Origin of the sequence: Alteromonas sp. BZK5, assembly GCF_014349115.1 — a bacterium.
Lineage (GTDB): Bacteria > Pseudomonadota > Gammaproteobacteria > Enterobacterales > Alteromonadaceae > Alteromonas > Alteromonas macleodii.
In genome coordinates this window covers 160,559-187,502 of record NZ_JACSOE010000001.1, presented here as the reverse complement: position 1 = coordinate 187,502, position 26,944 = coordinate 160,559, and the positions used below count along the sequence as shown (strand labels likewise).

At 45.2% G+C, this 26,944-nt stretch carries 23 protein-coding genes; 12 read left to right on the top strand and 11 right to left on the bottom strand.

Going from position 1 to position 26,944, the window contains the following annotated elements; translation table 11 throughout:
* Window positions 1-11: 11 nt before the first annotated feature.
* Genes BIZ39_RS00795 through BIZ39_RS00785 form a run of 3 tightly spaced genes read right to left on the bottom strand, consistent with a single transcriptional unit; the run spans window position 12 to window position 2,493 of the window.
* Window positions 12-965, bottom strand: a complete 954-nt coding sequence (locus BIZ39_RS00795; protein ID WP_187446128.1) for an ABC transporter ATP-binding protein — start codon at window positions 963-965, stop codon at window positions 12-14.
* Between the two features lie 16 nt (window positions 966-981).
* Entirely contained in the window at window positions 982-1,959 is a 978-nt protein-coding gene (locus BIZ39_RS00790) for a FecCD family ABC transporter permease (protein WP_049585906.1), read from the bottom strand.
* Between the two features lie 57 nt (window positions 1,960-2,016).
* Window positions 2,017-2,493, bottom strand: coding sequence for a low molecular weight protein-tyrosine-phosphatase (locus BIZ39_RS00785; protein WP_187446127.1), 477 nt, complete (start codon window positions 2,491-2,493; stop codon window positions 2,017-2,019).
* Window positions 2,494-2,586: 93 nt separating this feature from the next.
* Here BIZ39_RS00785 and pepE point away from each other — a divergent pair, with 93 nt between their 5' ends.
* Window positions 2,587-3,309: a dipeptidase PepE gene (pepE, locus tag BIZ39_RS00780; RefSeq protein ID WP_069944007.1), complete on the top strand. Its 723-nt coding sequence runs from the start codon at window positions 2,587-2,589 to the stop codon at window positions 3,307-3,309.
* Here pepE and bioD read toward each other — a convergent pair.
* From bioD to bioB, 4 genes are read right to left on the bottom strand one after another with little or no spacing between them, the layout of a single operon-like run.
* Window positions 3,280-4,050 (bottom strand): dethiobiotin synthase, encoded by a 771-nt coding sequence (gene bioD, locus BIZ39_RS00775; protein ID WP_187446126.1) that lies wholly within the window; start codon window positions 4,048-4,050, stop codon window positions 3,280-3,282. The two genes, pepE and bioD, sit on opposite strands and share 30 nt — an antisense overlap.
* Window positions 4,047-5,165, bottom strand: coding sequence for a methyltransferase domain-containing protein (locus BIZ39_RS00770; RefSeq protein WP_187446125.1), 1,119 nt, complete (start codon window positions 5,163-5,165; stop codon window positions 4,047-4,049). The genes bioD and BIZ39_RS00770 overlap by 4 nt, the downstream gene beginning before the upstream one ends.
* Before the next feature lie 2 nt (window positions 5,166-5,167).
* Window positions 5,168-6,529 (bottom strand): aminotransferase class I/II-fold pyridoxal phosphate-dependent enzyme, encoded by a 1,362-nt coding sequence (locus tag BIZ39_RS00765; protein WP_168532634.1) that lies wholly within the window; start codon window positions 6,527-6,529, stop codon window positions 5,168-5,170.
* On the bottom strand, window positions 6,529-7,653 hold the full coding sequence (gene bioB, locus BIZ39_RS00760; RefSeq protein WP_168532636.1) for a biotin synthase BioB: 1,125 nt from the start codon (window positions 7,651-7,653) through the stop codon (window positions 6,529-6,531). Before bioB ends, BIZ39_RS00765 begins: the two co-directional genes overlap by 1 nt.
* A 98-nt stretch (window positions 7,654-7,751) precedes the next feature.
* Between bioB and bioA the strand changes: the two genes are divergently transcribed.
* From bioA to BIZ39_RS00745, 3 genes are all read left to right on the top strand, one after another.
* Window positions 7,752-9,017 carry an adenosylmethionine--8-amino-7-oxononanoate transaminase gene (bioA, locus tag BIZ39_RS00755; protein ID WP_039227342.1) on the top strand — a complete coding sequence of 422 codons (1,266 nt, stop codon included), beginning with the start codon at window positions 7,752-7,754 and terminating at the stop codon, window positions 9,015-9,017.
* 175 nt (window positions 9,018-9,192) lie between these two features.
* Window positions 9,193-9,714 carry a DUF2937 family protein gene (locus BIZ39_RS00750; protein WP_014948903.1) on the top strand — a complete coding sequence of 174 codons (522 nt, stop codon included), beginning with the start codon at window positions 9,193-9,195 and terminating at the stop codon, window positions 9,712-9,714.
* 468 nt (window positions 9,715-10,182) lie between these two features.
* Window positions 10,183-10,464 carry a hypothetical protein gene (locus BIZ39_RS00745; protein WP_262385672.1) on the top strand — a complete coding sequence of 94 codons (282 nt, stop codon included), beginning with the start codon at window positions 10,183-10,185 and terminating at the stop codon, window positions 10,462-10,464.
* A 125-nt stretch (window positions 10,465-10,589) separates the two neighbouring features.
* On the opposite strand, the gene BIZ39_RS00740 is transcribed toward BIZ39_RS00745, so the two are convergent.
* Complete coding sequence (locus BIZ39_RS00740) at window positions 10,590-11,864, bottom strand: GNAT family N-acetyltransferase/peptidase C39 family protein (protein WP_069944000.1); 1,275 nt, start codon at window positions 11,862-11,864, stop codon at window positions 10,590-10,592.
* The gene (locus tag BIZ39_RS00735; protein WP_156086152.1) at window positions 11,861-13,348 is read right to left on the bottom strand and encodes a RimK family protein; all 1,488 of its coding nucleotides are present in this window, start codon (window positions 13,346-13,348) and stop codon (window positions 11,861-11,863) included. Before BIZ39_RS00735 ends, BIZ39_RS00740 begins: the two co-directional genes overlap by 4 nt.
* A gap of 252 nt (window positions 13,349-13,600) precedes the next feature.
* On the opposite strand from BIZ39_RS00735, the gene BIZ39_RS00730 reads away from it, so the two are divergent.
* Window positions 13,601-14,569 carry a calcium/sodium antiporter gene (locus BIZ39_RS00730; RefSeq protein WP_049585898.1) on the top strand — a complete coding sequence of 323 codons (969 nt, stop codon included), beginning with the start codon at window positions 13,601-13,603 and terminating at the stop codon, window positions 14,567-14,569.
* A gap of 183 nt (window positions 14,570-14,752) precedes the next feature.
* Here the strand turns inward: BIZ39_RS00730 and BIZ39_RS00725 are convergent, their stop codons facing one another.
* Entirely contained in the window at window positions 14,753-15,241 is a 489-nt protein-coding gene (locus tag BIZ39_RS00725) for a hypothetical protein (protein WP_049585897.1), read from the bottom strand.
* Between the two features lie 325 nt (window positions 15,242-15,566).
* On the opposite strand from BIZ39_RS00725, the gene asnS reads away from it, so the two are divergent.
* On the top strand, window positions 15,567-16,964 hold the full coding sequence (asnS, locus tag BIZ39_RS00720; RefSeq protein ID WP_049585896.1) for an asparagine--tRNA ligase: 1,398 nt from the start codon (window positions 15,567-15,569) through the stop codon (window positions 16,962-16,964).
* A gap of 17 nt (window positions 16,965-16,981) precedes the next feature.
* Here the strand turns inward: asnS and BIZ39_RS00715 are convergent, their stop codons facing one another.
* Window positions 16,982-17,362: a hypothetical protein gene (locus BIZ39_RS00715; RefSeq protein WP_053103808.1), complete on the bottom strand. Its 381-nt coding sequence runs from the start codon at window positions 17,360-17,362 to the stop codon at window positions 16,982-16,984.
* A gap of 321 nt (window positions 17,363-17,683) precedes the next feature.
* On the opposite strand from BIZ39_RS00715, the gene BIZ39_RS00710 reads away from it, so the two are divergent.
* The 6 genes from BIZ39_RS00710 (at window position 17,684) to BIZ39_RS00685 (ending at window position 26,859) form a co-directional block, all read left to right on the top strand.
* Complete coding sequence (locus BIZ39_RS00710) at window positions 17,684-18,826, top strand: paraquat-inducible protein A (RefSeq protein WP_152910865.1); 1,143 nt, start codon at window positions 17,684-17,686, stop codon at window positions 18,824-18,826.
* Window positions 18,823-20,475: an intermembrane transport protein PqiB gene (gene pqiB, locus BIZ39_RS00705; protein WP_049585894.1), complete on the top strand. Its 1,653-nt coding sequence runs from the start codon at window positions 18,823-18,825 to the stop codon at window positions 20,473-20,475. The genes BIZ39_RS00710 and pqiB overlap by 4 nt, the downstream gene beginning before the upstream one ends.
* Window positions 20,476-20,652: 177 nt before the next feature.
* Window positions 20,653-21,264, top strand: a complete 612-nt coding sequence (locus BIZ39_RS00700) for a membrane integrity-associated transporter subunit PqiC (RefSeq protein ID WP_049585893.1) — start codon at window positions 20,653-20,655, stop codon at window positions 21,262-21,264.
* A gap of 2 nt (window positions 21,265-21,266) precedes the next feature.
* On the top strand, window positions 21,267-22,382 hold the full coding sequence (locus BIZ39_RS00695; protein WP_061094633.1) for a GGDEF domain-containing protein: 1,116 nt from the start codon (window positions 21,267-21,269) through the stop codon (window positions 22,380-22,382).
* Window positions 22,383-22,521: 139 nt separating this feature from the next.
* The gene (locus BIZ39_RS00690) at window positions 22,522-23,670 is read left to right on the top strand and encodes an efflux RND transporter periplasmic adaptor subunit (RefSeq protein ID WP_049585923.1); all 1,149 of its coding nucleotides are present in this window, start codon (window positions 22,522-22,524) and stop codon (window positions 23,668-23,670) included.
* Window positions 23,671-23,679: 9 nt separating this feature from the next.
* Entirely contained in the window at window positions 23,680-26,859 is a 3,180-nt protein-coding gene (locus tag BIZ39_RS00685; protein ID WP_168532640.1) for an efflux RND transporter permease subunit, read from the top strand.
* Window positions 26,860-26,944: the final 85 nt, after the last annotated feature.

Genomic DNA, 26,944 nt, shown 5'->3' with positions numbered 1-26,944 from the left:
CTTTACCACATTTATTCTAGGGAAATAGGTGCGCAAACTTGAATTTCTAGAAAGTTATCGTGCTTGCTTATAGCAAAATGGCATTCAAACACACTTTCTAAGTTTGTTTGCGTGGCCACCTCTTGTGGCTTGCCGAACGCCACCATGCGACCTTTTTGCATAAGCCATAAACTATCGCAATAGTTGGCACTAAGCGCGATATCGTGAGACGTCATAAGTAGGGTATTCCCTTTATCGCAAAGGAATTTTACCAAACTAGCCAGTGCATATTGATGCCTTATATCAAGCCCTTGTAGGGGCTCGTCTAAAAACGCTATACCCTCTCCACGCTCTAGTTGCGGCCAAATTTGCAAAAGCGAACGACAAATTTCTACTCGCTGACGCTCACCGCCAGAAAGCTGAGTGAGAATTTTGTTTAAGAAACGCGACACTTCAAGGGCTTTCTCTAAAACCGGAGGAATTAGCACATCTTGCTGTGCTGATGCATAAAAGCTTAGGTACTCTTTTACCGACAAGTGAAAACCACTTTCGCTTTGTTGCGCTAATAAGGTGCGCACACTCGCAAGTGTTGCCAGCGACCAATCGTTCATTGGTTTACCTAGCAGCATGACGGTGCCCTCATCAGCGTCAATAAGGCCCGCAAGGGTAAGCAACAGCGTTGATTTCCCTGCCCCATTTGGCCCTATAATGTGAACGCACTCGCCTTTTTTTGCACGTAAACCTTCCACCGAAAGTCGCGATGCTACTTTTACATTCTGTAAGCTTAAAACGGTACGACTACCTGCTAGGTTATGGCTATTCGCTGGGCTATTGCTATCCGCTTCGCTTGGGCTTTCTCCTACACCATTTTTGCTGCTGGTGTTTTGCTTTGTGTTAACACCAAGTGCGGCATGGTCACTTGTATTTATTTTTACATCGCTGGTCGAAACTTGGCGTTGGTGGGTAGTACTATTGTTTGTCGTCATTTCATTTCCCCCTTCACTACCCTTTTATTTGACCTTTAGCTAATGCCCAAATTAATAATGGACCGCCTAACGTAGCTGTTACCATAGACACCGGAAGCGTAATGGCACGGGTCATTTCAGAGCTTAACGCAACCAGCATCAGCAGACTTGCACCACTTAATGCACTTAACGGCAACAAATAGCGATTATTATGCCCGATGATCAAACGTAAGATATGCGGTACTAATAAGCCAACAAAAGCAATAGAGCCTGCCATAGACACCGCAGTGCCTACAGCAATAGCGCAGACAATGAGTGCGCGCTCAGTGAGTTTCTCCACATCCACACCACTGCTTTTTGCTGCAAGTTCACCAGCATAGAGCTTGTTTAAATCGCCGGCGAAATAAAGCTGTAATGCGACAGCAAAAGCGATTAACGGGCCGCCTACTGACAAAATTAACCAGTTAGTTTGGTACAAGCTGCCCATTAACCAGAAAGTAAGATTGCGAAGGGCATTAGCGTCGCTGAACATGTAAAGCCAAGCGATAATAGCGCCGCTAAGGGTAGAGATGGCAATACCAGCAAGGATAACAGCCGTAGAGGAGCCCAGCAGTTTTCTGGCTAGGCGATAAATGATAAACGTAGATAACAACGCACCGATAAAACAACCCAAAGGCAGCAAATAGTGTAGGTACGCTGTAGCCCATTGTGGGGTTAGCAGTAGCAAAAGCGCAGCAACCAAGCTTGCGCCACTCGTAATGCCAATAATTCCCGGATCTGCCAAAGGATTTCGCAGTACTACTTGCAAGGTAGCGCCACTTGTAGACAGTGCCGCTCCTACTAAACACGCAGTAAGAATAAGCGGTATTTGAAGCTGAACAATAATATGCTGTTTTAGTTCAGCCGCCGTATCAGACAGCCCTGTCACGCCAACAATCCCTACCACACCTATGACGAGTGACAAAAGTACTGTTATTACAACCAAAGTGACGGCGGTGCGTTTAGTTCCTGTCATTGTCAATACGGGTTCTCAACGTGGGCTTTCGAGATGGTTTATGAATGTGACTTGCGTTTATTGTTGTTGGGTTTGTTTAATATGCGCAATCAAACCGTCCGACGCTTCTTCGATAAGATCCAACACCAGCTCAAAGCCGCGCTTGCCGCCATAATATGGATCAGGTACTTCTTTATCGTCTGCATTTGCAAAATCAAGAAAGAGCTTAATTTTATCGTGGTACTGGCTAGGCGACATACCGTGCAAATTAGCAAGGTTGCTGTTATCCATGGCAAGAATGAAATCAAATCGCTCAAAGTCGCTTTCATCCACACGTCGGCATTTTAGCCCTTTGAAACTGTAGCCTCGTTCTACGCCTGCGGCTTGCGAACGCTTATCGGGCGGGTTACCAATGTGATAGCCGTGGGTTCCCGCTGAGTCAATTTCAATATTTAATCCGGCTTGTGCAGCCTTTTGTTTGAACACGGCTTCTGCGGTTGGAGAACGACAAATATTACCCAAACACACGAACAACACCGATGTAGATTGTTTCATTCAAAATCCTATTTCAACGCAGTGACGGAGCGCGACTAAACTTTATGCCTAGTTTCACGTATGATACGCCGTCAGAAAAATTGTGGAGTTAGTATGACCGCACATGTACTTATGCTAAGTAGCTCACGTCAAGGCGACGAGGCTTACTTAGAGCACGCTAGAGCGCTTATTTTTGCACACTTAGGCGAAATTCGCGACCTTCTATTTGTTCCTTATGCCGCCGTCACTCAAACGTACGATAGCTATGTAGACGCCGTTGCAACCGCCCTGCCAGAGTGCAAGGTTACGGGCCTACATACCGTTGAAGATCCGGTTGCCGCTGTAAATAACGCAAAGAAAAACGGCCAAGCCATTGTTGTAGGCGGTGGAAACACCTTTCACTTGCTTTCTACCCTTTATGCAAACGCGCTTATTGTGCCAATAAAGCACGCCATCGCCGATTGTACGCCTTATATTGGCTGGAGTGCGGGTTCGAATATTTGTGGTCAATCAATTAGAACCACTAACGACATGCCCATTATCGAGCCGCCTAGCTTTGATGCACTAGATATCGTGCCGTTTCAGTTAAACCCGCACTACACCGATTATCAGCCGCCGGGCCACAATGGCGAAACCCGCGACCAACGTCTGGCAGAGTTCACCACGCTTAATCCAACCACGCCAGTAGTTGCTATTCGCGAAGGCACAGCGCTGCGCCTTACTCATAATCAACTTACCCTAGTGGGTGAAAAAGACGGCTTTATCTTTCTAGGTGAAGAAAAAACGCCAATTCATTCAGGTGATGATTTAACTTATTTGCTTGATAGCGGCGAATAACGCCTCATCGTTGGGCACTACCTGGTAAGGAATTTCTGCCAGTAGCGGTTCGGGTAACATGGCTTTAAGAGAGTGCAGATTTTCTTGGTATCGCGTCATGTTACCCGTGATGTCGTTCGCAACCCATCCTTTAATGGTAAGTCCATCGGCGCGAATTGCTTCTGCGGTTAATAGCGCATGATTCAAGCAACCTAGTCGCATGCCTACAACTAAAATCACATCCATTTTGAGTGTTTTCACGACATCAGAAAGATAGTAAGTGGGCGTATACTCATCACCTACCGTTAGCGGTAAACGCCACCCACCTGCACCTTCCATTAACAAAAGATCTGGTTGATAGGCGTGCAGTTCGTCAAGCCCTTTTGCAATCTCGTCAAACGTTAACGCAACACCTTCTTCAAGGGCAGCAATATGTGGTGCAATAGCCGGCTTTAGTGCAATTGGGTTTATTTGATGCAAAGGAAGTGTCTGTCCACTTTCTTCGTTTTTTTCATTTGCGCTTTTTAGCTCGTTATTGTCTGTAATTTTAATGGCTTTATTTGCGCGTATTTTGGAGCACGCTTGCTGAATATTTAGCGCATCTTCGTTAACCCACTCGCCGTTTATCTGTTCGCATCCGGCTGCAATAGGCTTGTAGCCGATGGCGCTTAACGAGGCTTTTTGCGCAGCTTGTAGTAGTTGGCAGGTAACATAGGTTTTACCTACTTCGGTGTCGGTACCGGTAATGAAATACTGCTTCATCGTTTTTCCAATCTAAAATGACTTACGCGGTAGGTAAGCGGTAACTTACTTTCTACACTGCTCATATTACTGTAAGCCATGGCTAATTTTTTAAGATCTCGACGGGTGAGCGGCGGTTGTCTTTGGCCGGTTTCACCTGCGCCAACCCCCTTCACAGAGCGCAGTAGCGACATAATATCGCAGTGAGTATCGACATAGTCCTTAGTAATCAGCCGTTGCAAAGAAAGGCCCGACTGCTTAAAGCCATTTACCCATTGTGCGGTTGTTGGCATATAGGTTTCGGCTTGCGGAAGCTGCGCTACTTTGCGCGCCGTTTTAAGTTCATTAAATGAACCCGCCACCATAATCGCCAGCTCGGCAATACCACTCTTTTCAAGCACTCGCGCTATCTCGTTAGCAACAAGCCCAGTATCGCTAACCCACTGAAGCGCCATAGATGAAAATACGGTTGAAAATTGGCTATCACAGAAAGGCAAATCAACAGCACTACCTTCTACGAAAATGGGGTCAGAGTACATTTTTCTGGCCTGCGCCAACATACCCTCGGCAATGTCTACGCCAGTTGCAGCTGCACCTTTATTTGCAAGGGTTTGGGTATGAATGCCAGTACCACAGCCGATATCAAGAGCCGTACCCTGTAGGTCTATCGGTAAGTTCGCTAATGCCTGCTTGGCAATAATGCGCTGAACACCCGCAATACTGTTGTACTGCACAGCCGCTTTTGAAAAGCGATGCGCCACGTCCTGCTCGTTAATTGCTGAAGCAGTATCATCGCGTTCAGCTTTTGCAGCGCCTTTAGTTGTTATAGAGCCTTCAGCTGTTATAGAGCCCTCAGCTTTAACATCGCCTTCAGCTGTAATATAGCTCTCAGTCTTAGCGTTTTCCTCAGCATTCAAATGTGCCGCAGCTTTGGAGGAGCAATCAGAAGGGTAAGCAGTTTTAACTGTGAGAGTCCCTTTAGCGTTAGTCGCTCTCTCAGATTCAAAAGATGTCTCGGACGAAAAAGCCCCGTTTGCCTTAAAAGCCGCCTGTACCGCGTCGCACGACAGCTTACCGTCGAAGAGACTTCTCGATTCTGCCGACATAGCAGCTTTTATAGCGGGACTTAGTGACATGGTTACATCTCTTTTTTACTTACAGAGTCAGGAGTATTCACAGCGCTGTCTGATTCTTTTTCTACTGAAGTCTCACTTAACAGAAAGTTATTAAGTGAAAGTTGTAGCGCATCAAGCAATACGTCAATATCCTGTGATGTATGATTTGACGTAAGCGTAATACGCAGCCTGTCTTGGTTTTTCGGTACAGTAGGCTGCCTGATAGCCGTTGCCCAAATGCCGCGCTGTTTTAGCCCGTCACTTAGTGCAATTGCACGTTCTGGGCTACCAACGATAATAGGCTGAATCGCACTTTGTGATTGCCCCAAGGTGATTTCAATTGACGCATCGCCTTTCGCGCTTGTATTAAGTGTCTGTCCAAAACGTTTTTGAAACGACTCTTTGAAATAGGAGATATTGGTTTGTAGCGTTTCGCGGCGGGCAGTGTCACTGGCGATATGTGTGAGAGAGTACAAGGTCGCCACCGCTTGTGCTGGCGGCATGGCAGTGGAATACACATAGTGTTTAGAAAAATTCACCAGATAATCAATTAGGGTTTGGCTTCCTGCAATAAAGGCACCGGCCGTGCCCACTGCTTTGCCAAATGTTCCCATAACAATAGGCGCTTGTTGCTGGCTTAAGTTTAGTGCTTCTGCTGTGCCGAAGCCGTTTTCACCCAATACACCCATACCGTGTGCATCGTCTAACATGAACCATGCATTATATTTAGCGGCCAGTTCAGCGATACCTTCGCAAGGCGCTACGTCACCGTCCATACTAAACACACCTTCACTGGCAATCAGAATGTCTTGCTGGTTTGCATAAGAATTACCAACCGCATCGGATAACTGGCTGTGACAAACGTTTGATAGCAGGCTCTCTAAATGACTTAGATCGTTATGCTTGAAACGGCGAAGCTTAGCGCTGTCAGATACACACTGTGCCCCCTCTAAAAACGAAGCGTGCATGAGCTTGTCGGCAATAATATGACCCGCGCTCGCGCTTTTATTAGGGTGAGACATATAAGGAAAAAGTGCCATGCACAGTGCCTGATTGGCCGCAAAGCCAGAGTTAAACAACAGCGCAGCTTCTCGGTTTAAACCATCGGCAATGTAGGCCTCTAGCGCCAAATGAGCCTGCGTGTGCCCAGTTACCAATGGCGATGCACCACTGCCACCACCAAATTGCGCTAGCCCCTCAACCCAACTTTGCAATACACCCTCATGCTGGCGCATGCCTAGGTAGTCATTGCTTGAAAAATTAAGGTAGTGCTCACCGTTAATACAAATAATGCTGTCTTTTTCGTATTGTTGGCAGTGGCGCTGGCGCAGCAAGCCTTGCTCGGTACGCGCGCTCAGCGAATCGTCTAACCAGTGAAAGGCCATTACGCCTCCGTTAAATGCTGTTTCTTTGGCGCTACCTTAGGCTTGGTTGCATCAATAAACAAGTCGTTCCTGTCGTCGGCTTGTTCTTGTTGCTGGGCAATTTCTTCTTCTAACACTTGTTGATGTGCTTCGTCTGAGTAATCCCTTGTACGCTCAGTATTAATACCAAGCTTTTTGAACAGCATTACATCTTCATGGGTATCTGGATTTGACGTGGTTAACAGCTTGCAGCCATAGAAAATAGAATTCGCGCCTGCCATAAAACAAAGCGCCTGCATTTGTTCGTTCATTGCTTCGCGGCCTGCCGACAAGCGCACATGTGACTTAGGCATCATAATACGAGCAACGGCAATAGTGCGGATAAACTCAAAATAGTCCAAGTCTTCTACACTATCGAGTGGCGTACCTTTTACTTTAACCAACATGTTAATAGGTACACTTTGAGGCTGCTCAGGAAGGTTGGCTAATTGCACTAACATACTAGCGCGATCGCTCACCGTTTCTCCCATGCCAACAATTCCCCCAGAGCAAACGTTCATGCCTGCAGCACGCACGTTCTCTAACGTATTCAATCGGTCTTGGTAAGTACGGGTCGTGATAATATCGCCGTAGTATTCCGGAGAGGTATCAAGGTTGTGATTATAATAATCAAGGCCCGCTTGCTTTAAGGCCACAGCTTGATCGCGGGTCAACATACCTAGCGTCATGCAGGTTTCTAAGCCTAAGCTTTTCACCTCTTCAACCATTTTTAAAATGTAAGGCATGTCTCTGTCGCGTGGATTTCGCCAAGCAGCCCCCATACAAAAACGGGTTGAGCCCACTTGCTTTGCTTCTTTCGCACGCTGGATGACTTTTTCAATTTCCAGTAATCGTTCTTTTTCAAGGCCCGTATCATACCGAGCACTTTGCGGGCAGTACTTACAGTCTTCAGGGCAAGCACCGGTTTTAATCGACAAAAGCGTGCTGACCTGCACTTCATTCGGATTAAAATGCTGTCTATGCACTGCTTGGGCATTAAACAGTAAATCGTTAAATGGCATGGCAAACAAAGCTTCGACTTCAGCTTTGGTCCAATCGTTTCGAATAGTTGTCGTTTGCGCAGAAGGCGCACTAGCCAGCGTCATTGACTGTCCTTTACTAATTATTATCGCTGGCTTAGTCTATGGCCCAATATCGAGTTGTCAACTCTGACCAATTTAAAACCTTTACCAATGGTTATTTTGTGAACAATATAGAATTTGATAAACAACACATTTGGCACCCCTATACCTCGGCGGTTAATCCCCTTCCCTGCTATGAAGTAGTTGGTGCAAAAGGCGCTGAACTTACCTTGGCCACAAGTGAAGTGCTAGTAGATGGCATGTCTAGCTGGTGGGCAGCTATTCACGGCTACAACCATCCTGTACTCAACGATGCTGCGCACAAGCAAATTGACGCATTTTCTCACGTTATGTTTGGCGGTATTACCCACCAACCGGCGGTAGATTTGTGTAAATCGTTACTTAACATGGTGCCGGCAGGTTTAGAGCGTGTATTTTTAGCAGACTCTGGCTCAGTGTCTGTTGAAGTAGCGATAAAGATGGCGATTCAATACTGGGCGTGTCAAGGGCGCTCAGAGAAGTCTCGCATTGTCGCGCCGCGCAATGGCTACCATGGCGACACCTTTGCCGCAATGAGCGTGTGCGATCCCGTTAACGGCATGCATAGTTTATTTGAGGGCGTACTGAGCAAGCAGATTTTTGCGCCCGCCCCTCAAACTCGATTTGGGCAAACGTTTAGCGAAGATGACATTCTTCCGCTTGAAGAGATTTTTGAAAAACATCACCACACCATGGCCGCTCTTATCCTAGAGCCAGTTGTTCAAGGCGCAGGCGGCATGCGTATTTATCACCCCGAATACCTAAAGCGCTGCCGACAACTTTGCGATACCTACGACGTACTTTTAATTTGCGATGAAATTGCTACTGGCTTCGGCCGTACAGGTAAGCTCTTCGCTTGTGAGCATGCAGGTATTTCGCCTGACATCATGTGTTTGGGTAAAGCGATTACGGGTGGTTATATGACACTGGCCGCGACCTTGTGTACCGAAGACGTGGCTTTAGGGGTTTGCCAAGGGGAGCCTGGCGTATTTATGCACGGTCCCACATACATGGGCAACCCGTTAGCCTGCGCGGTGGCCAATGCCAGTCTGTCGCTAATTAACGAAAATCATTGGCAGCAACAAGTTCCTGTCATTGAGAAACAATTACAAACCGAATTGGCAAAATGTGCAGACTTGCCGCGAGTCGCTGACGTAAGGGTGTTAGGTGCTATAGGGGTAGTCGAGACGGTAAACCCCGTCAATGTTGCCGAAATTCAACGCCATTTTGTGAAACATGGCGTGTGGATACGGCCATTCGGGAAATTGGTATACATTATGCCTCCTTACATTATATCTTCCGAGCAGTTAAGTAAGCTGACCCATGCGATTTACACCGCCTTGAAATAGTGTGTGAGATTGTTACGCTAACTATCTCCTTCTTGGGTGAAATATGAGTTTTGAACGACCAGTTGACGTCAGATGGCCCGAGGGTTGATGTTAGTTTTGTTATAGAGTGATCATTCAACGTTAAAGCGGGTCACTAATTAGATCATTAATGCAGAGTGTTTATAGCGAGATTTGAATGATAGTACGTGTTTTAGATAAAGTTGTATTTGCTGTCTTGTTTATCATTACACTTCAAGTCCCCATCTTGGCGGATCATTATCGTCAATACCTCAATGGTTATTATGATGCACTGAGAGATGAAGTTTCTAGTTCGTCAGCGCTCGCCAAGCAGCATGGTTTTTCTTCGGTTGAAGCCATGCTTGAAAGCTTACAGAAAAACAGTGAGCCAGTTGTGCGAGAGAATGCCTCGATGAAAGCTACACGCTTCGCACAGATCACCACTTTAGAGCAAGGCATGAGGAAGCTAGAGCACGGTCATTACTTCGAAAAGCTTGTGTTTATGGCCTCGCCTTCTCAATATGGTACGCTGAAGCGCGTGTTAGATAATTTCAGCCCCTCTGTCCCACTAACGCCTTCGTCAATTGTGTTCAGCCTTGTTACCGCTATCTTACTTAATCTGTTAATTTGGACGCCACACTTCTGCTATTGTCAGGTTAAGAAAATCAAAAATAAACCCAAGCGCTACGCTTATAAATAGCACATGGGTCTATCTTATTAATGCGAGTTTTATTGGCCTTTTAAAAAGCCACTTCTACCAGTTCCACTAAACAACACATTAAATCTTAATAAGCTGCATGCTCTGATATTTCGTGGCCTGAGATTTCAGGGCGTCATGCAAGGCATGCACTAAGATAGCGCGGGCTTTTTCTCTATCCGTCAGCCGGCTTCGCTATTTTTCGTTTTAGCTTTTCCTCTCTCTTTTCGACGTTCTCTTTTCTCGCTCTCTTTTTCTCGCTTTAGTGAGCCTCAACAGTTGCGATCCGCATTAGGCACATTTGGCGTGCTCTAAGTCATCATCTAGTAAGAGTTGGCATCTTTGCTGCAACACTTATTATGAGTGTGTGTTGAGATGTTGCTGAATTTACACTACGCCTATCAAAGTAAACATTCAATACCTTTGATAAACAGCAAGTTAAACACAAAAAGCTATACAGGAGATATTATTATGCCAACAGATGCACAATTATTAATCGGGAAAGTGTTGCAAATAAAAGACAAAATTATTGCAAAACGTCACTGTATTCCAAGCGACCTAAAAGCGGAATGGAACACGTTAAATGAGCAAACAGCGTGTTTTGAAACTGAGGCGCTTTATAGAAGTGCTGTGAAAGGCCAGGAAATGAATAAGCACATTGATTATTCAGGTTCGGTGAAAGAGCTTTCTCAATTAGTAAAACAACTTAAAACGCTAAATAAAAAGGTTAACGTTACACGAGTTCATCACTAATACCTGCGATGACACGCCACGGTTATGGCTATTTTAAGTTTCGCTGAGTGGGTATTTATCTTTGCGGACTAATGGTATGAGGCCTCAAGCATTCTCCGTGCCTCAGGCCTAAGCAAAAATTCGTGTTACTTTTTCTTTTTAAGGAGTACCAATGTTCTTACTTTACGCGTGCCATAGCTGGCAAGCCTTAGAAAGTCTTCGCGGGCAACCGGAATGTGTTGATACTCGACAGGCTGCCCCTCACTCGCATCTGGATCGTGCAGATAATAGCAATGAGAATCGCAGCTAGTCACCGCAACCCAATGGGGAACCTTTTTCTTATCGAACGCGTATGTGCTGATTAAGCACAATACTGCCCCGCCAGCTTTAAGGGTTTGGTCGATAACATCAACTCGCCAGTCAGAGATTTCAACAGAAATGCCTTTTCTACGTGCCTCTGCCATAAACTGCGACTCAACATTTTCGACTATCGCTTTCTTGTTAGTATCTCTAACGCCATCAACAAAAAGCGGGACATCCTGATTGATGACCACTTTCGCTGCATAACCTTCGTTTACCGCGGCGAGCGCTAATCCCACCGGGTGGCAACCGCCATGACCTGACATCATAAATATCGTGGTAGCAGTACGCCACAACGATAGTTCTTTTTCTTGGGTCATCTCATAGCGATTGTTCAATGCACACATTGCCATCATTAATGCTGACGGACCGCAGGTAAAATCAGTCGTCTGTTGGTACCACGGATAAACCTCTGGCTTAACTGACTTACTCGGCACCAACACTTTTTGCATACGTAATGCGTCAGTGTGATCGTCGTAGTAATCGGTATACATACCAAACTGAGTAAACCCTAACTTTTTATACAGAGCAATGGCGCCAGCATTACCTACTGCCACTTCCAGGCGCATAAATCGCTTTCCCCGCAAAAGCGCCCGCTCCCCCAAGCTATTTATGAGCTTTTCAGCAACGCCAAGCCCCCTCGCTTCAGGCAAAACTGCAATAGAATAAAGTCGAGTGAGCTGCGTTCCACGACGCAGCAGCAACAGTCCATAGCCAACAATGCTATTTACACTCGGCTTATTTTTGTCGAGGTTAGAACTTGAAGTCGACGGCTCACGCTCGGCCACAATAAGCTCTGCGTGCTGTGCATCAATGTAAAATTTGAAACGACTTTTACTTAGCCTGTCGGTGGTGAAACAAGTTTGCTCAATGTGCTGAAGCGAAGCAAGATCGTGTAATGTCGCAACGCGTAGCACTACACTCGACTGCGTAGAAGGCACACCGGCACCATTTGTCGATTTAGTATTAGATGCGCCCTCAGCTAGACCATATGCACGATTTGCGCTTTCCTGTGGACTTGCATTATTCACTTCAATTACTCGCTCAGCCGATGTAATCATCGCCCTCTTTGCTCCAACCTGTCAGCAAATTCCTGCATAATTAATTCGTACAGTTCTTTGCCTAAATATTTGTCTTCAACACCCGAGTCGATACTTGGGTTGTCGTTCACTTCAATAACATAAACTGCACTGCCGGTTTGCTTGATGTCTACACCATACAAGCCGTCACCCACCGCTTTAGCGGCCTTGATAGCAGCTTGTAACACCGGCTTAGGCACTTCAAACGTTGGCATTGTGGCAAATCCACCCGAAGAGAATCGGTCTCCCTGATGGTTGTATATCTGCCAATGGTTGCGCACCATAAAGTATTGGCAAGCGTAAATAGGTTTGCCACCTAATACACCAATTCGCCAGTCGAATTCAGTGAATATATATTCCTGAACCAAAACAAGTGCCGATTCAGCCAGCATTTGTTCTAAGCGCGTTTTTAACGCTTCTTTATTTTCAGCTTTATGCACGCCGCGGGAAAACGAGCTTTCTGGCAGTTTTAAAACAAGCGGCAAACCAAAGTCAGCTATGAGTTTTTCGCATACTTCATCAGTAGCGCTCGATACAAACGTCGCTTTCGGCGCTGGCACTTTTTGATAAGCAAACGCATCCTGCAGGTACACTTTGTTACAGCAGCGCAGAATTGACTGCGTATCGTCCATGACCACAATGCCTTCTCGCTCTGCGGCACGCGCTAAACGGTAGGTATGATGGTCAATCGCCGTCGTTTCACGAATGAACAATGCATCATAGTGACCCAATTCTTCTTGCGACAGGCGACTCACCACATCTGCGCGAAAGCCCACTTTTTCAGCTGCTTTCACAAAGTTTTTAATGGCGCGTTCGTCACTAGGCGGCGTGCTCTCTTCTGGGTTAACCAAAATGGCCATATCCCAACGAGTACGTTTGCTCGTTTTACCAGCCTTCCACTGTATTTTGGTATGTGCTTCTAATTGCTCAATGAAACGCGCTTGTTGCTTGGCGTTTAAGTCCTTAAACGCTTTTGCCTGTACGCTTGCAAAGCCTTCAATTTGTACTCTACCCGTGGCTTTAGGCGACACTTTCGTATCGGTAACTGTTGGGCTTAACACCAAAACAGGGTACGGGTATTTTTCAAACGCTTGGCGCGCCAAACGCTTAAAGCGCTGATCTTTCACTTCGCCGAAAAGTACTAATATAGGCTCATCAGTAATTTCCGTATTGTCTTGAGATACCGACAAAGAGAAGACGATGCGATCGATACTTTTCTCTTCCGCCATGCGTAAATCGTTAATGGTATTTACAGAAGGCAATACAGAGTGATTACGTGCCTGAGCCAAAAGTGAACAATAGTATCCTTCGCTTAAGTAACGCGTGGTATCACAAATATTGATAACGCGTGTTTTGGGCTCGTTCAACTTTGGAAATTCAGCAAGATAATCTTGAAAAGTCAGCACGGTTAAAGCTGTGTTACAAAAAGGAGTAACATCATCAGTAACAATCAGTGTATTGTGCATGTAATTCGCTTCTAAATAGTGTGTTGTCAGTTACAATTAAGGGCGTGTTTGTTCAATTTACAAACACGATTAAAGTAGCGCTGAGTTTACGCTTTACTTATCATTTGCATAGCATTATCAGTACGGCTTTTTTTCATCGTTAAGACAACAAAAACTAATGTGCATTTGAATAGATTGAAACGACTTTTTTTTATTGAGTTTGCCTATACACTGAAGTAAGCAAACAAGATACGAATGGTTTAAGGAGTACGTATGTTATTAGCCAGCTTGGCTATTTTAATCGGATTACCGGTTTTGCTTTGGAGCGCAGGGAAGTTTGTAGGCGGAGCCGCATCGGTAGCTAATCATTTTGGCGTATCCCCCTTGCTCATCGGTATGCTCATTATTGGGTTTGGTACATCGGCCCCCGAGATTATTGTTTCCATATTTGCTGCAATCCAGGGCAACTCCGGAATAGCGCTCGGTAACGCTTACGGCTCTAATATCGCCAATATTCTGTTAATCCTTGGCCTTACCGCAATCATTAGTCCTATTGCGGTTAAATCAGAAATCATTAAGAAAGAACTGCCTGTTTTACTTGGCATCACCTTCTTTGCCGCATGGCAGGTGTGGGACTTAAATATCTCGAAAGACGACGCATTCTCTTTGTTAGGACTGTTTGTGCTTCTGCTTTCTTGGAGTATTTATCACGGCATGAAAGGCGACAAAGACGCCCTTGCCGACGAATACGATGAAGAGATTAATAGCAACGAAGGTACAGTAAAAACCCACGTAATGTGGTTGATTGCAGGGCTTTTATTGCTAGTTGCAAGCTCGCGTATGCTGGTATGGGGCGCGGTAGAAGTCGCCACCTTCTTTGGTGTTAGCGATACTATTATCGGGTTGACGGTTATCGCAATTGGTACATCGTTACCAGAACTTGCGTCATCGCTAATGGCGGTGAAGAAAGGCGAACACGATTTAGCCATTGGTAACGTGATCGGATCTAACATGTTCAACACTTTGGCAGTAGTGGGCATTGCAGGCACCATTCAGCCAATGACTGTAGGTTCTGAGTTTTTATACCGCGACGTTATGGTGATGTTCGCATCAACCATTGCCCTATTCATTTTCTGTATTGGCATTAAGCGTCAAGGACGTTTAAACCGTCTGGAAGGCGGAGCATTTGTGCTGGCCTACGCGGCCTATACGTACTGGCTTATCCAAGCTGCTTTTATTTAAGTTATTGCCGCAAGCCTTGTAAATAATAACGCTTATTATGCATCGCTCACTTGATGGGAAGCTCATAGCAAACCCGTCAAGTGACATAAACACCGCTTGTCGAAAGCGCTACTCACAAAGCTTTGTCATTTTGCCCTTGAGTTATGTTTTTGACGTGCACCGCAAGTAGAGCGCTTTCTCTATTTACAGGCCCAGTGTGGTAGCCAGTGTGATTAGGCTTATCGCCGCAATAGCAAATAGAATGAATAGGTTTATGCCAAAGCTATCGCTTTGACGACGATTTCTTCTGGCACGCATAATTATGCTAACCAAACTCACGATCAAACATACCTGCAGCATGATGGTCATGGCCGACAAATGACTTTCAGACCAACTTATATCGCCTTTTATTCCCCAGTACTGCTGCACGCCACTGATAAAGTCAGGGCGCGCATAGTGAAACAGTATGAGTACGACAACCATGCCAACCCAGCCAACGATGTTTAACCCAAGCATCACCTTATAAAAAGGCGTTTTAGAACGGGGCGTTGAACGTCGCTCTGCAAGTTGCTCGTAAGTCATAGAACTTCTCTCATTTTCGGCATCGCTAGAACGGTCAACGTCACTTTGCGTAGCACTCGGTTCTTGTGCTTGCTGAGACACTGGCGTGTTCGAATCATTTTTATTTCCCATTTGTCACTCTGTTCTCTGGCATCCCGCTTTATGTTGGGTATACTAGCGTGCTATTGGATTGTATTTCATTGGTTATTTTTACATCACCAAGTCATGTTTCGATCTGTATTTTGCTTATATTTGGCACCAAGCGAATTGCGAAATGCCTATTTGAAAAGCGAAAAGCTAATACAGATTCTAGTAAGTTATCGGCATGGCAATCCAAAAACATTGACTATAAAGCAAATTTTAGTGCATTTTTTCATCCACAGTTTAATGCACTGTGTTGTTGAAAATGACTCAATAGTAAGCAACAACATAAAATTAGTAAGACGGAGAAATTAACATGACGCATGCGCCCGTAGTTGACGTACTTAAAGGTAAGTACGCCGTTGGCGAATCGGTAACCGTAAAGGGTTGGGTAAGAACACGCCGCGACTCTAAAGCGGGGTTATCATTTATTGCACTACACGACGGTAGTTGCTTCGATCCTGTACAAGTTATTGCGCTAAATTCTCTGTCAAATTATGCCGATATCCAGCGCTTAACAGCAGGCTGCTCATTATCGGTTACCGGTACAGTGAAAGAATCTCAGGGCCAAGGCCAAGCCGTTGAAATTGACGCGACTGACGTTGATGTTTTGGGTTGGGTAGAAAACCCTGATACCTACCCAATGGCCGCTAAACGCCACAGCATTGAGTACCTTCGCGAATATGCTCACCTTCGCCCACGCACTAACGTTATCGGCGCGGTAACCCGCGTTCGCAACTGTTTGTCGCAGGCGATTCACCGCTTTTTCCATGAGAAAGGTTACTTCTGGATCTCTACGCCTATTCTAACGGCAAGCGATACAGAAGGTGCAGGTGAAATGTTCCGCGTATCAACCCTTGATATGATGAACCTTCCACGCGACGACAAAGGCAATGTTGACTATTCAGAAGATTTCTTCGGAAAAGAAACCTACCTTACGGTATCAGGTCAGCTTAACGTTGAAACTTACTGTACAGCTATGTCTAAGGTGTACACCTTCGGCCCTACGTTCCGCGCAGAGAACTCAAACACATCTCGCCACCTTGCCGAGTTTTGGATGATTGAGCCTGAAGTGGCGTTTGCTGAATTGAAAGATGTAGCACAGCTAGCTGAAGACATGCTGAAATATGTGTGTAAGGCTGTGCTTGAAGAACTGCCTGACGACATGGCGTTCTTTGCTCAGCGTATTAAGAAAGACGCCATTGAGCGTTTAGAAAAGTTAGTAAGCTCTGACTTTGTTCGCATGGACTACACTGACGCTATCGAAATACTGCAAAACTGCGGCAAAGAATTCGAATTCCCTGTTGAATGGGGTATCGATTTATCTTCTGAGCACGAACGCTATCTTGCAGAAGAGCACGTTGGTGCGCCAATTATCATGCAAAACTACCCGAAAGATATTAAAGCGTTCTACATGCGCATTAACGACGACGGTAAAACAGTTGCAGCAATGGATGTACTTGCGCCGGGTATCGGTGAAATCATCGGTGGTTCACAGCGTGAAGAACGCCTAGACGTTTTCGATGCACGCCTTGACGAAATGGGCCTATCGAAAGAAGACTACGCGTGGTACCGCGACCTTCGCCGCTACGGCACCGTACCTCACTCAGGTTTCGGTCTTGGTTTCGAGCGTCTTGTAGCATACGTAACTGGCATGCAAAACGTACGTGATGTGATCCCATTCCCACGTACACCGGGCAACGCTAGCTTTTAAGCAGTTGTTCGATAGATTTAAAAGCCCGCATGTAGATTGCTACATGCGGGCTTTTTTACTTCTTGAACCGTTATAGTCAGTAGCGTGGTTAAGTCCTTTTCTAACTCAGAAATATCTTCTGCTTGTTCCTTAGTAAGTTGCGCTTCACCATTTTCAAGCTCATTTTCCGTTACGTTTTCTATGCTTATTAAAGGGTTAGCACTTTCACTACTAAATTCAGAGAGTAGCCCAACTTGCCCAGCTAAAACTCCCAGCTGCAGCGCCACGCCCCGTGTCCATGCTAGCCTTACCAATGTGGTAGAGGTAGCGAACCGATAGTGTTTTGGATGCCAAAACCGCGCAACGCCAAACGGCTTCAATAGCAGTAAGAAAAACAGATAGAAAATAATAAGAAGCATACCACCCCAAAAGCATGCTGGTTGCTAAAAAATAACATCGCTGAGCAAAGGTAATACTCATCCAAAAACGCAAAAAAACAACACGCCTTTTCAGGAATAAACGACCTACCTGCTTCTTAGTTTATCCATATACACTACGAAGTTCGTTTGCTATTTCCATCACTTAATCGTCAATTATTTTTTTACTGTTAAATACGACTGGCTATACTTTCCGACATGCCCACAATAAGCTATGCTGTTGATTCTAAAAATCAACGGGTTATACCTCTAGGCTGCTATCTATCATACAACGAGCATACAAAAAGTGGCGTGCAAAAGCATATGGCTGAATCAAATACGTTATCTATAGTTTGTGAGCAGTGCCATACTCAGGTACACATTCCCGCCCTAGCACACAGGCAACGGGCCGTGTGCCCAGTATGTAACCACACACTAATATCTCATCGCGATGGCGCAAGCGAAAAGTTGCTCGCTTATACTTTCAGTGCCCTGATATTTTTATTACTTTCGTTACCTTTTAACTTTCTGACATTCAAAGCAAGCGGTCAAAAGCACAGTATTGACTTGCCCACCGGTATTACCGTACTCATCGAAAACGATTATTTATCACTAGCGATAATAACCAGCTTAGCGACATTACTGCTGCCCGGAATGGTACTAGGCGGCCTGCTAATATTATCTTTAGCTCAAATACAAAACCGACGCCCCTTTTACTTGCCGCGGCTTTACAAACTTGTGAAAGCCCTCTTACCGTGGAGCATGGCAGAAATTTTTCTGGTTGGTACCTTGGTTAGCCTTATCAAAATTACCGAGTTGGCCGACGTTTCCATAGGCCTGTCATTTTACGCATTCGTTGGCTTTTCAGCGTTCACGGCTCTTTGTATATCCCAATTTGATCCCACACGCTATGCCATGTGGATGTCTCAAGGACAACCACCACAACCTAAACCATTGTGTGAAGCGCAAGCGCGAGAGAGTATTCAGCGTACGTGGGCGTTGTTGATCACTGCTTGTATCTTATATATTCCTGCTAATGTATTGCCAATTATGTATACTGAATTTTTTGGCCAAGAGACGCCCAATACCATTATTGGTGGTGTCATATCGTTGTGGGAATCGGGCTCATACCCAGTGGCGATAATTATTTTAGTTGCCAGCGTGGTAGTGCCAGTGGCAAAAATTATCATTCTTGCTTGGCTCAATTTTTCCGTACAGCGAGAGAAAACCACTTCAAAACAATTACGTATACGTTACTACCGCATCACTGAGGCGATAGGCCGCTGGTCGATGATAGACGTTTTTGTTGTAGCAGTGCTGGTATCCCTTATTCAGATGGGGAACACCATGTCTATTTATCCGGGCCAAGCGGCACTCGCCTTTTGTGCCGTTGTATTTGTAACGATGATAGCCGCGATGACGTTTGATTCGAGGCTAATTTGGCAGCAGTGGAAGCAATTACCATGACCACAAACGATCCGAACATTAATGAAGCTAAGGTCAAACCGACCTCGTCCATTTCTCGCATTTGGATTATCCCAATTCTTGTTATCGTTATTGGTGGCTGGATGGTGTACTACCAATGGAAGAATCAGGGCCCTCTCATTACGATAGAGCTGCATTCGGCAACAGGTATTGAGGTAAACAAAACACCAATAAAAGTGCGGGACCTAGATATTGGACAGGTAAAAAAGATAACGCTAAAGCCTGACTTAAACGGCGTACTTGTCACGGCCAGAATTGATGCTAGCGCGGCCCATCTACTCAATGAAAATGCAAAGTTTTGGGTTGTCGCCCCCCGTATAAGTTTTTCAGAGGTTTCAGGGCTTAACACCCTCTTGTCTGGCAGCTATATTGCCATGTCAGCCCGTGATAAAGGCAAAGAGCAACTCCATTTTACGGCACTTGAGCGCCCACCGGTTACGCCTCCTGGCACTCCAGGGCTTCATGTTATGTTAAAAAGTGACGACGAATTTGCCTACAAACCTGGCGATCCCGTTATTTATAAAGGGTTTAAAGTTGGCGAGTTTGAAGACGCTACCTTTAATATTGAAGAACGTGTGGTGTATTACGACGCATTTATTGAAGCGCCTTACCATAAACTCATAACCAACACGACACGTTTCTGGGATGTCAGCGGTGTTAAATTGTTGCTTGAATCGAACGGTGTAAGCATTGAAACAGGCAGCTTGGAAACCTTATTAGCAAACGGTATTACCTTTGGGATCCCTGACGGCGTGCCAAAAGGTGAACAAGTGCTAGATAACGCCTTTTTCACAATTTATGGGGATAGCACATCCGCCTCAGATGCACGTTATAAAGTCGCCGCTGAATACTTGCTACTTATCGATGAAAGTGTGCGAGGTCTAACCGTTGGCGCACCGGTTGAATACCGTGGTATTGAAATTGGCAACGTAACTGCTATCAACTCCTTCCCTGCTTTAGATGGCAACATTTTGGAGCGAGATTATCCCATCCCCGTGCTTATTAATATTTACCCCGGTAAAGCAAGGCAGCCAGATACCAAAGAAGGCCTTAGTGCAATAAAGCAAACCATTCGAAACTGGCTAGAAAGAGATCTTCGCGCATCGCTACGCATGGGTAATGTATTAACAAGTGGTTTGTATGTAGATTTACAGCATGTACCTGATGCCGACAGTAACGGCGGCATTGAAGTGATTAACGGCTACGAAGTAATTCCTACTGTTAGTAACGAGTTCACGCAATTGACGCAAAAGGCCGACGCAATTTTAGACAAAATCAATCAGCTTCCGCTTAAGGAAATGGTGGAAAATGTGCAGTTAGCCGTTGAAGACATGCGTTTAGCTGCTGAGTCTGTGGAAACGGCGAGCAGCGACTTTGATGTACTTATCGCTGATATTGATGCGAAAGCATTAAATAGTAATCTTAATCAGGTTCTTGTTAGCCTTGATGGCCTGCTTAAAAATTACAGCGAGGGTGGTTTTAACCAGTCTGAAATAAAAGAGACCGTTGATGCGCTGCAAGAAACCATGCGCAACATTCAGCCTTTATTGTTAAAGCTAAACCAGTCTCCGAATAGTTTAATATTTTCAAAGGATGATGAAGCGGACATTCAACCTAAAGCGAAGAATTAGCGCAGTACAGCCAAACAAATACGCGGTTAATTTTCGAGCAACAATGGCGTAAAAAATGAATGCGCTTTATCCTTGATAATTAGCCGATATTAAGAAAGTAATACGCTACAGTGAATGTCAATTGACAGTATTGCCATAGCGAAACATTCAAAAACAAGGATGGAAGGAATAAATAGAATGATACAGCAGCTTAAGGTTTTCCCATCTCAACCCACAGGTAAAGCACTGTTTATCGGTGTATTTGCGCTTTTCACCTGCGTATTATCGGCGTGTAGTAGCGCGCCTCGTTCGTTGACATACTATTTGCTTCACACCACGGGTGACAGTGCATATACCGTAAACAAAGCATCAACAGCTGTTGTAATGGATAAGATAACCCTACCGGAATATCTCAAACACCGTGGGCTTGTGTACCAAACCAGTGACACCAACTTGCATATTTCAACCAGTCACTTGTGGGCCGAGCCTGTAGACGAAGGGCTTACTAAGGCGCTAACCAGCGCGTTAGCATCAAAGCAAGTGTCATTGCTTCGCCCCGATCACTACGCAAGTGAAGAAGCCATTCATATGGCGTTGCACCTCAATGATTTTGTCAGCACCTATGAAGGGGAAGTTATTCTATCTGGCCAATATGTGATTACTCACGTGGAAGACCAAACGCAAAGCTACCCATTTTTATTCAAAACGCCCCTTGAAGATGATGGATTTTCTCCAAGTATCAAAGCAATGAGAAATACTATCCAACAACTCGCGGAAGATATTAGAAAAGCTGTGACAAAATCTGCTTAATCATGTTCGGCTCTCTCAAGCAATACGTATTTAGTGGCGTAAGCCGTCACTACAAAGATGAAACCAACAGACGCATTATGGTGGTGAACCTTTTTGCGGCAGTGGGTATGTCTATCACGCTCTTGCTTGGCTCCAGGGCTTTTATTGACGGTGAATATTCCCTTTCCACTACCCTATTTACTGCCAGTGTAGTATTTGCTATTTCACAGCGGTTACAAGTTCGGTTTGCATCAGCTAAAGCTCGTACATGGTCTATAACACTTCTCATTATCTGTTTAATGGTACTGACTCTCCTACTGCTGATTACCGGTGGTAAAGACAATACCGGTCCCCTTTGGATTTACTTGGTGCCGCCAGTCACTATGTTTTTTGCAGGCTTTGTCAGAGGTCTCATCGCACTTATTGCCTTCACGCTAGTTAGCGCCATCGTACTTTTCGGCTTCAATGACGCTTCATTTGTAGCAAACTACACCTACGCGTTTAAAACTCGTTTACTGTATTCTTTTTTAACCGTTTCATTTCTGTCGGCGTTTTATGAGTACAGTAGACAAAAAAGTTACGACACCGCACTTTATTTAAGTGAGCAGTTTGAGCGCCAGGCCAAGCATGACCACTTAACTCAGTTATTAAACCGGCGAGGGGCGCAGCAGTGTCTAGAGCGCGAGTACGCAGGAATGCTGAGAAGCAAACGTAAATTTTCGGTCGCCCTTGCAGATATTGACCGCTTTAAAAGTATTAATGACACCTTAGGCCATGAACAAGGTGACGAGGTCCTTCGTCAGATTTCAAAAGTGTTTAGTTCTCGCCTGCGAGGACAAGATATTCTCGCACGGTGGGGTGGCGAAGAATTCATGTTCATCTTTACCGATACCGATGAAGCAGGTGCTGTAAATGCTTTGGAAAATATTCGAGATATTCTGAACAACGCACCGCTTAATATTAACGGTAGCGAGATCCATGTAACGAGTAGTTTCGGGGTGAGCGAAGTTAATCCCGATATAGATATTTCCTGCGCCGTTCGTCGAGCAGACCAAGCACTTTACTATGCCAAAGATAATGGTCGAGATTGCGTGTGTGAATTTTCGGCGCTGAGCTCCCCCTCTTTTTCAGAAAACTAAACCAATTTCCCTGTTTAAATTAGTAGGGATAACTGACTTTACACAAAATTGACTCATGTTTGGTTACATTTGCGCTGTATTCCTGAAACACTTTAGCGCTACACTATGTAAAGTATTCGCTATAAAAGTAGATTTAGCCATGAAATGGATGAAAGTTGCACTGCCTATTGGTGTTTTATTAGTAGGCTACTTAGGTATGAAAGGAATCGAAGCCTCTGCCTCTGATAATACTATTACAGAGGAAGTTGATACCCGTCCAACGGTGACTATTGAAGCCTTATCGCCAGAAGACGTGCGCGTTCAACTTACCTCGTATGGCGAAATAACGCCCCTTGAAACCACAAACCTTGCAGCTCAGGTATCGGGAGAAGTTGAGCGCTGGAACCCTAAGTTTGTGAGCGGCGGTCTGGTTCGACGTGGCGAAACCTTATTTGAAATAGAAGCTGACGCATATGAAGCGGCATTGTTGCTGGCTGAAGCTAACCTCGCTAGCGCGCAAGCACAGCTTATCCAAGAGCAAGCGCAAGCTGATGTTGCTGCCAAAGAAGCGAAAACGATGCCTAACGCAAGGGTAACTGACCTTTACCTTCGCAAACCTCAAGTGATGAGTGCGCAAGCTGGTGTAAAATCAGCAGAGGCGCAGCTTAAAATCGCCAAGCGTGATTTAGACAACTGTAAGGTAAAAGCACCATACAATGCACTTATAGTATCGAGAGATATCAGCACTGGTGACTATGTTACTCAAGGCACGCCAGTCGCTGTTATTAACAACATCGAATACGCTGAAGTAACCTTCCCTGTAGCAGGCTTTGACCGTGTTTTTCTAGCAGACAACACCATTGGTAGTGAAATCGCCATCGAAGTAGATGATGTACAGGGCACTACCGTAAAAGGTACCATTCACCGCGATTCGGGTGTGGTAGATAACACCACGCGTATGAGCTATTTCGTTGCCCGTATTGAAGATCCTTACGCCATCAATTCGTCGAAGCCTATCGTGAAGTTTGGTTCATATAGCACAATCGCATTTGAAGGAAAAACCCTTAGTGACGTATACCGCGTACCTCAAGAGTTGGTAACCAATCGATTGTTATGGACGTTAGATGACGAAGACAGGTTAAAATCGCAAAAGGTTAAAGTTGTTCGCGAGGAAAATGGCGACTTCCTTATTCAAGGCGATTTCAATGCCAAAAAAGTCGTGATGAGTTTGCCTGAATATCCTCAAAACGGTATGCCTGTTAAGGTCATTGAAACCACGACCGAAATTGTGACAGCAAAAGTGAACTAAGGAGCTGTCATGGAAAACCACAACGATACACAAACCGGCATTATTTCTTGGTTCGCCAGAAACTCCGTGGCCGCCAACCTACTGATGATTTTTATCATCATCATGGGTATAGCGAGCTATTTCACCATTCAGCGTCAGATGTTTCCAAACATTGAAATAAACTACATCACCGTTGAAGCCAACTACCCTGGCGCTTCACCTCAAGAGATTGAAGAGAGTATTTTCATTAAAGTTGAGGAAGCAGTAAAAGACATTACTGAGATTAAGCGTACGGTTTCACGTGCATTTCGCGGTGGCGGTGCAGTTACACTGGAAATTGACACCAAAGCTGAATTAACAGATGTACTTGATAAGGTGAAGCTTCGCGTTGACAGTATTGCCACCTTCCCTGCAGGTATGGAGCCGGTTAACGTTTCCCAAGTAGAGTTCCAGCAGCAGGTTATTGAAATGCCTCTTGTCGGTGACTTGCCTTTATCAGAACTCAAAGTGCTGGCAAAAGACGTGGAAGATGAGCTTCTACAACTTGGCTCTATCTCTTTGGTTGAAGCCAATACACCGGACGATGAAATTGCCATTGAAATTAAACCCGATACGCTTAGGAAGTACGGTTTAACTATTGCCGACGTTACACAGGCAATTAATAGTTACTCTGCCAACATTTCCGCAGGTCAGCTTAGAACTAACTCAGGTATCGTATCGGTACGTGTTGAGAATCAGTACTACAGCGGCGATGAGTTTAAGCAAATTCCCATTAAAATTGGTGCGGGCGGCGCTAAGGTAACCTTAGGCGATGTCGCTTATATCAACGATGGATTCGTTGAAGGTGAACGCTACTTTAAATACAACGGCATGAACGCTATCTACATTGCCGTTAAAGCCACTAAAACCCAAAACACCATTCCTGTAGCCGAAACCGTAAAAGCCTATATCGATCAGAAAAACGAAAGCCTTCCTCAAGGAGTAAGCCTAGAAATTCTGGTTGATATGACCTATTACCTTAACGCTCGTTTAGACATGATGTTGTCTAACCTGGTTCAAGGCTCAATTCTAGTGGCGCTAATGTTAACCCTGTTCTTGCGCTTTAGGCTTGCCGTGTGGGTAATGGTTGGTTTACCGGTATGTTTTCTTGGTGCCATGATGCTAATGCCTTTGTTTGGTGTAAGCATAAACATCCTTTCGCTGTTCGCATTTATAATGGTATTAGGTATTGTGGTTGATGATGCGATCGTTATTGGCGAGAGTGCTTACACCGAAATTGAAAGCAAAGGTGGCGGTGTTGACAATGTTATCCGCGGTGCCAAGCGCGTAGCCACACCCGCCACGTTCGGTGTATTAACCACTATCGCCGTGTTTGCGCCGTTTACGCTAAGCAGCGGACCGGAAGGCACGTTCTTCTACAATATCGCTGTTGTCGTAATCTTGTGTTTAGCATTCAGCTTAGTTGAATCAAAACTCATTCTGCCGGCACACTTAGCCCACACTAAATTTTCCCCAGTTAAACCTAACAGCTGGCGCGCGCGTTTTAATAAGCGCTTCTTTGCTTTCGTAAATGGGCCTTATAAGCGCACCGTTGAAAGAGCTATTGAGTGGCGCTGGGCAGTGCTGATGATGTTTGTCGCACTGTTAATGTTAAGCATGGGCCTAATTGGTGCTAACTACGTCCGAATGGTGCCAAATCCTAAAGTACCTCATGACTTTCCAAGCGTTAAAATAGAGATGAATGAAAACGTCTCAGACTTAGCAACCATTAACGCGTTGAAAATTGTTGAGCAAACAATTTTAGATGTTGAAGAACAAATCATCGATGAGTTTGGTCAAGGCATGATAAGAGATCGCCTTGCATTTAATGAAGACAGAACTGAAGGCCGTATTTTAGCGCCGTTAGTTAACGAAGAAGACCGCCCTATCGATACATTTGAGCTTGCTCGCCGCTGGCGCGAAGCCATTCCTGAGATTTCCGGCATGAAGTCATTTACTGTGGTTGATGATGTAAATGGCGAAGGTGATGACGGCGAATTTGGTTATTTACTCTTTGGCCCTGATATCGACACCCTAAACGCAGCAGGTCTTAAGTTTATTGAAATGCTGCAGCAGCAAGAGGGCTTGTTTGACGTTAGCTCAACCATCGACCCACCAAGCAAAGAAGTACAAATGACATTGCTTCCAGTTGCGTACGATTTGGGACTTACTCTGTCTAATATCGCTTCTCAAGTAGGTGCTGGCTTCTACGGCGGCGAGGCACAACGTGTTATTCGAAACGGTGAAGAAGTGAAAGTAATGGTGCGCTACCCAGAACTTACCCGCGAACGCTTCGCCGACTTAAAGTACTCGTTGATCACCACGCCAAATGGTCAGGAAGTTATGCTGGGTGACGTTGTGGCCTTAGAGGAGAAACCAGGTATAAGCTATATTCGCCGTGAAGGTGGATACCGTAGCGTTTATATTTGGGGCAATATCGATGAAGAAAAGATTGAGCCAAACGAAGTGGTCACTGAAATTAGAGAGAAGCTACTTCCTCAATTAAAAGAGTCGTTCCCGTCGGTTATGACTGAACTTGGTGGTGACATTGAGGAGCAGCAAGCGCAACAGAATGAGCAGATATTGTTTTTCTTAGCTGCCATGATCATGGTGTATATCCTTCTTGCTGTACCACTTAAAAGCTATGGGCAACCACTTATTATCATGTCGGTTATCCCATTTAGCTTTACAGGCGCAGTCTTCGGCCACTTTGTGCTGGGCTTAGACTTATCTATGATGTCTAACTTTGGCCTAATCGCTGCCGCAGGGGTTGTTATCAATGACTCACTAGTTATGACTGACTTTGTGAACCAGCGCCGTGCACAAGGCTACAGCATTAAAGAAGCAGTGACCGAAGCTGGTACTGCGCGCTTCCGAGCGATTACGTTAACCTCAATCACTACGTTTGTTGGCGTACTGCCCATTATGTTCGAAACAAGCCTACAGGCAGCGTTTGTTGTACCAATGGCTGCGGCACTCGGTTTTGCTGTACTTTACGCTACGCTTGTAACGCTTATATTGGTGCCGTGCTTGTACTTAATACTGCTTGATTTACGTGGTCCGTTTACGTTTATTAAGCGCAAGGTTGTACGCAAAAAGCCTACTAAGGGTGACGACGGCAATAGCACTTCTCATACACATGTACCTCAGCCAAGTGCATCGATGGACTAGCTTTTATCGCTGAGAAAAGCTACAAACACCTAACTGTTTTAAAATGAGCCTTTATTGGCTCATTTTTTTTGATTATTTATGATGG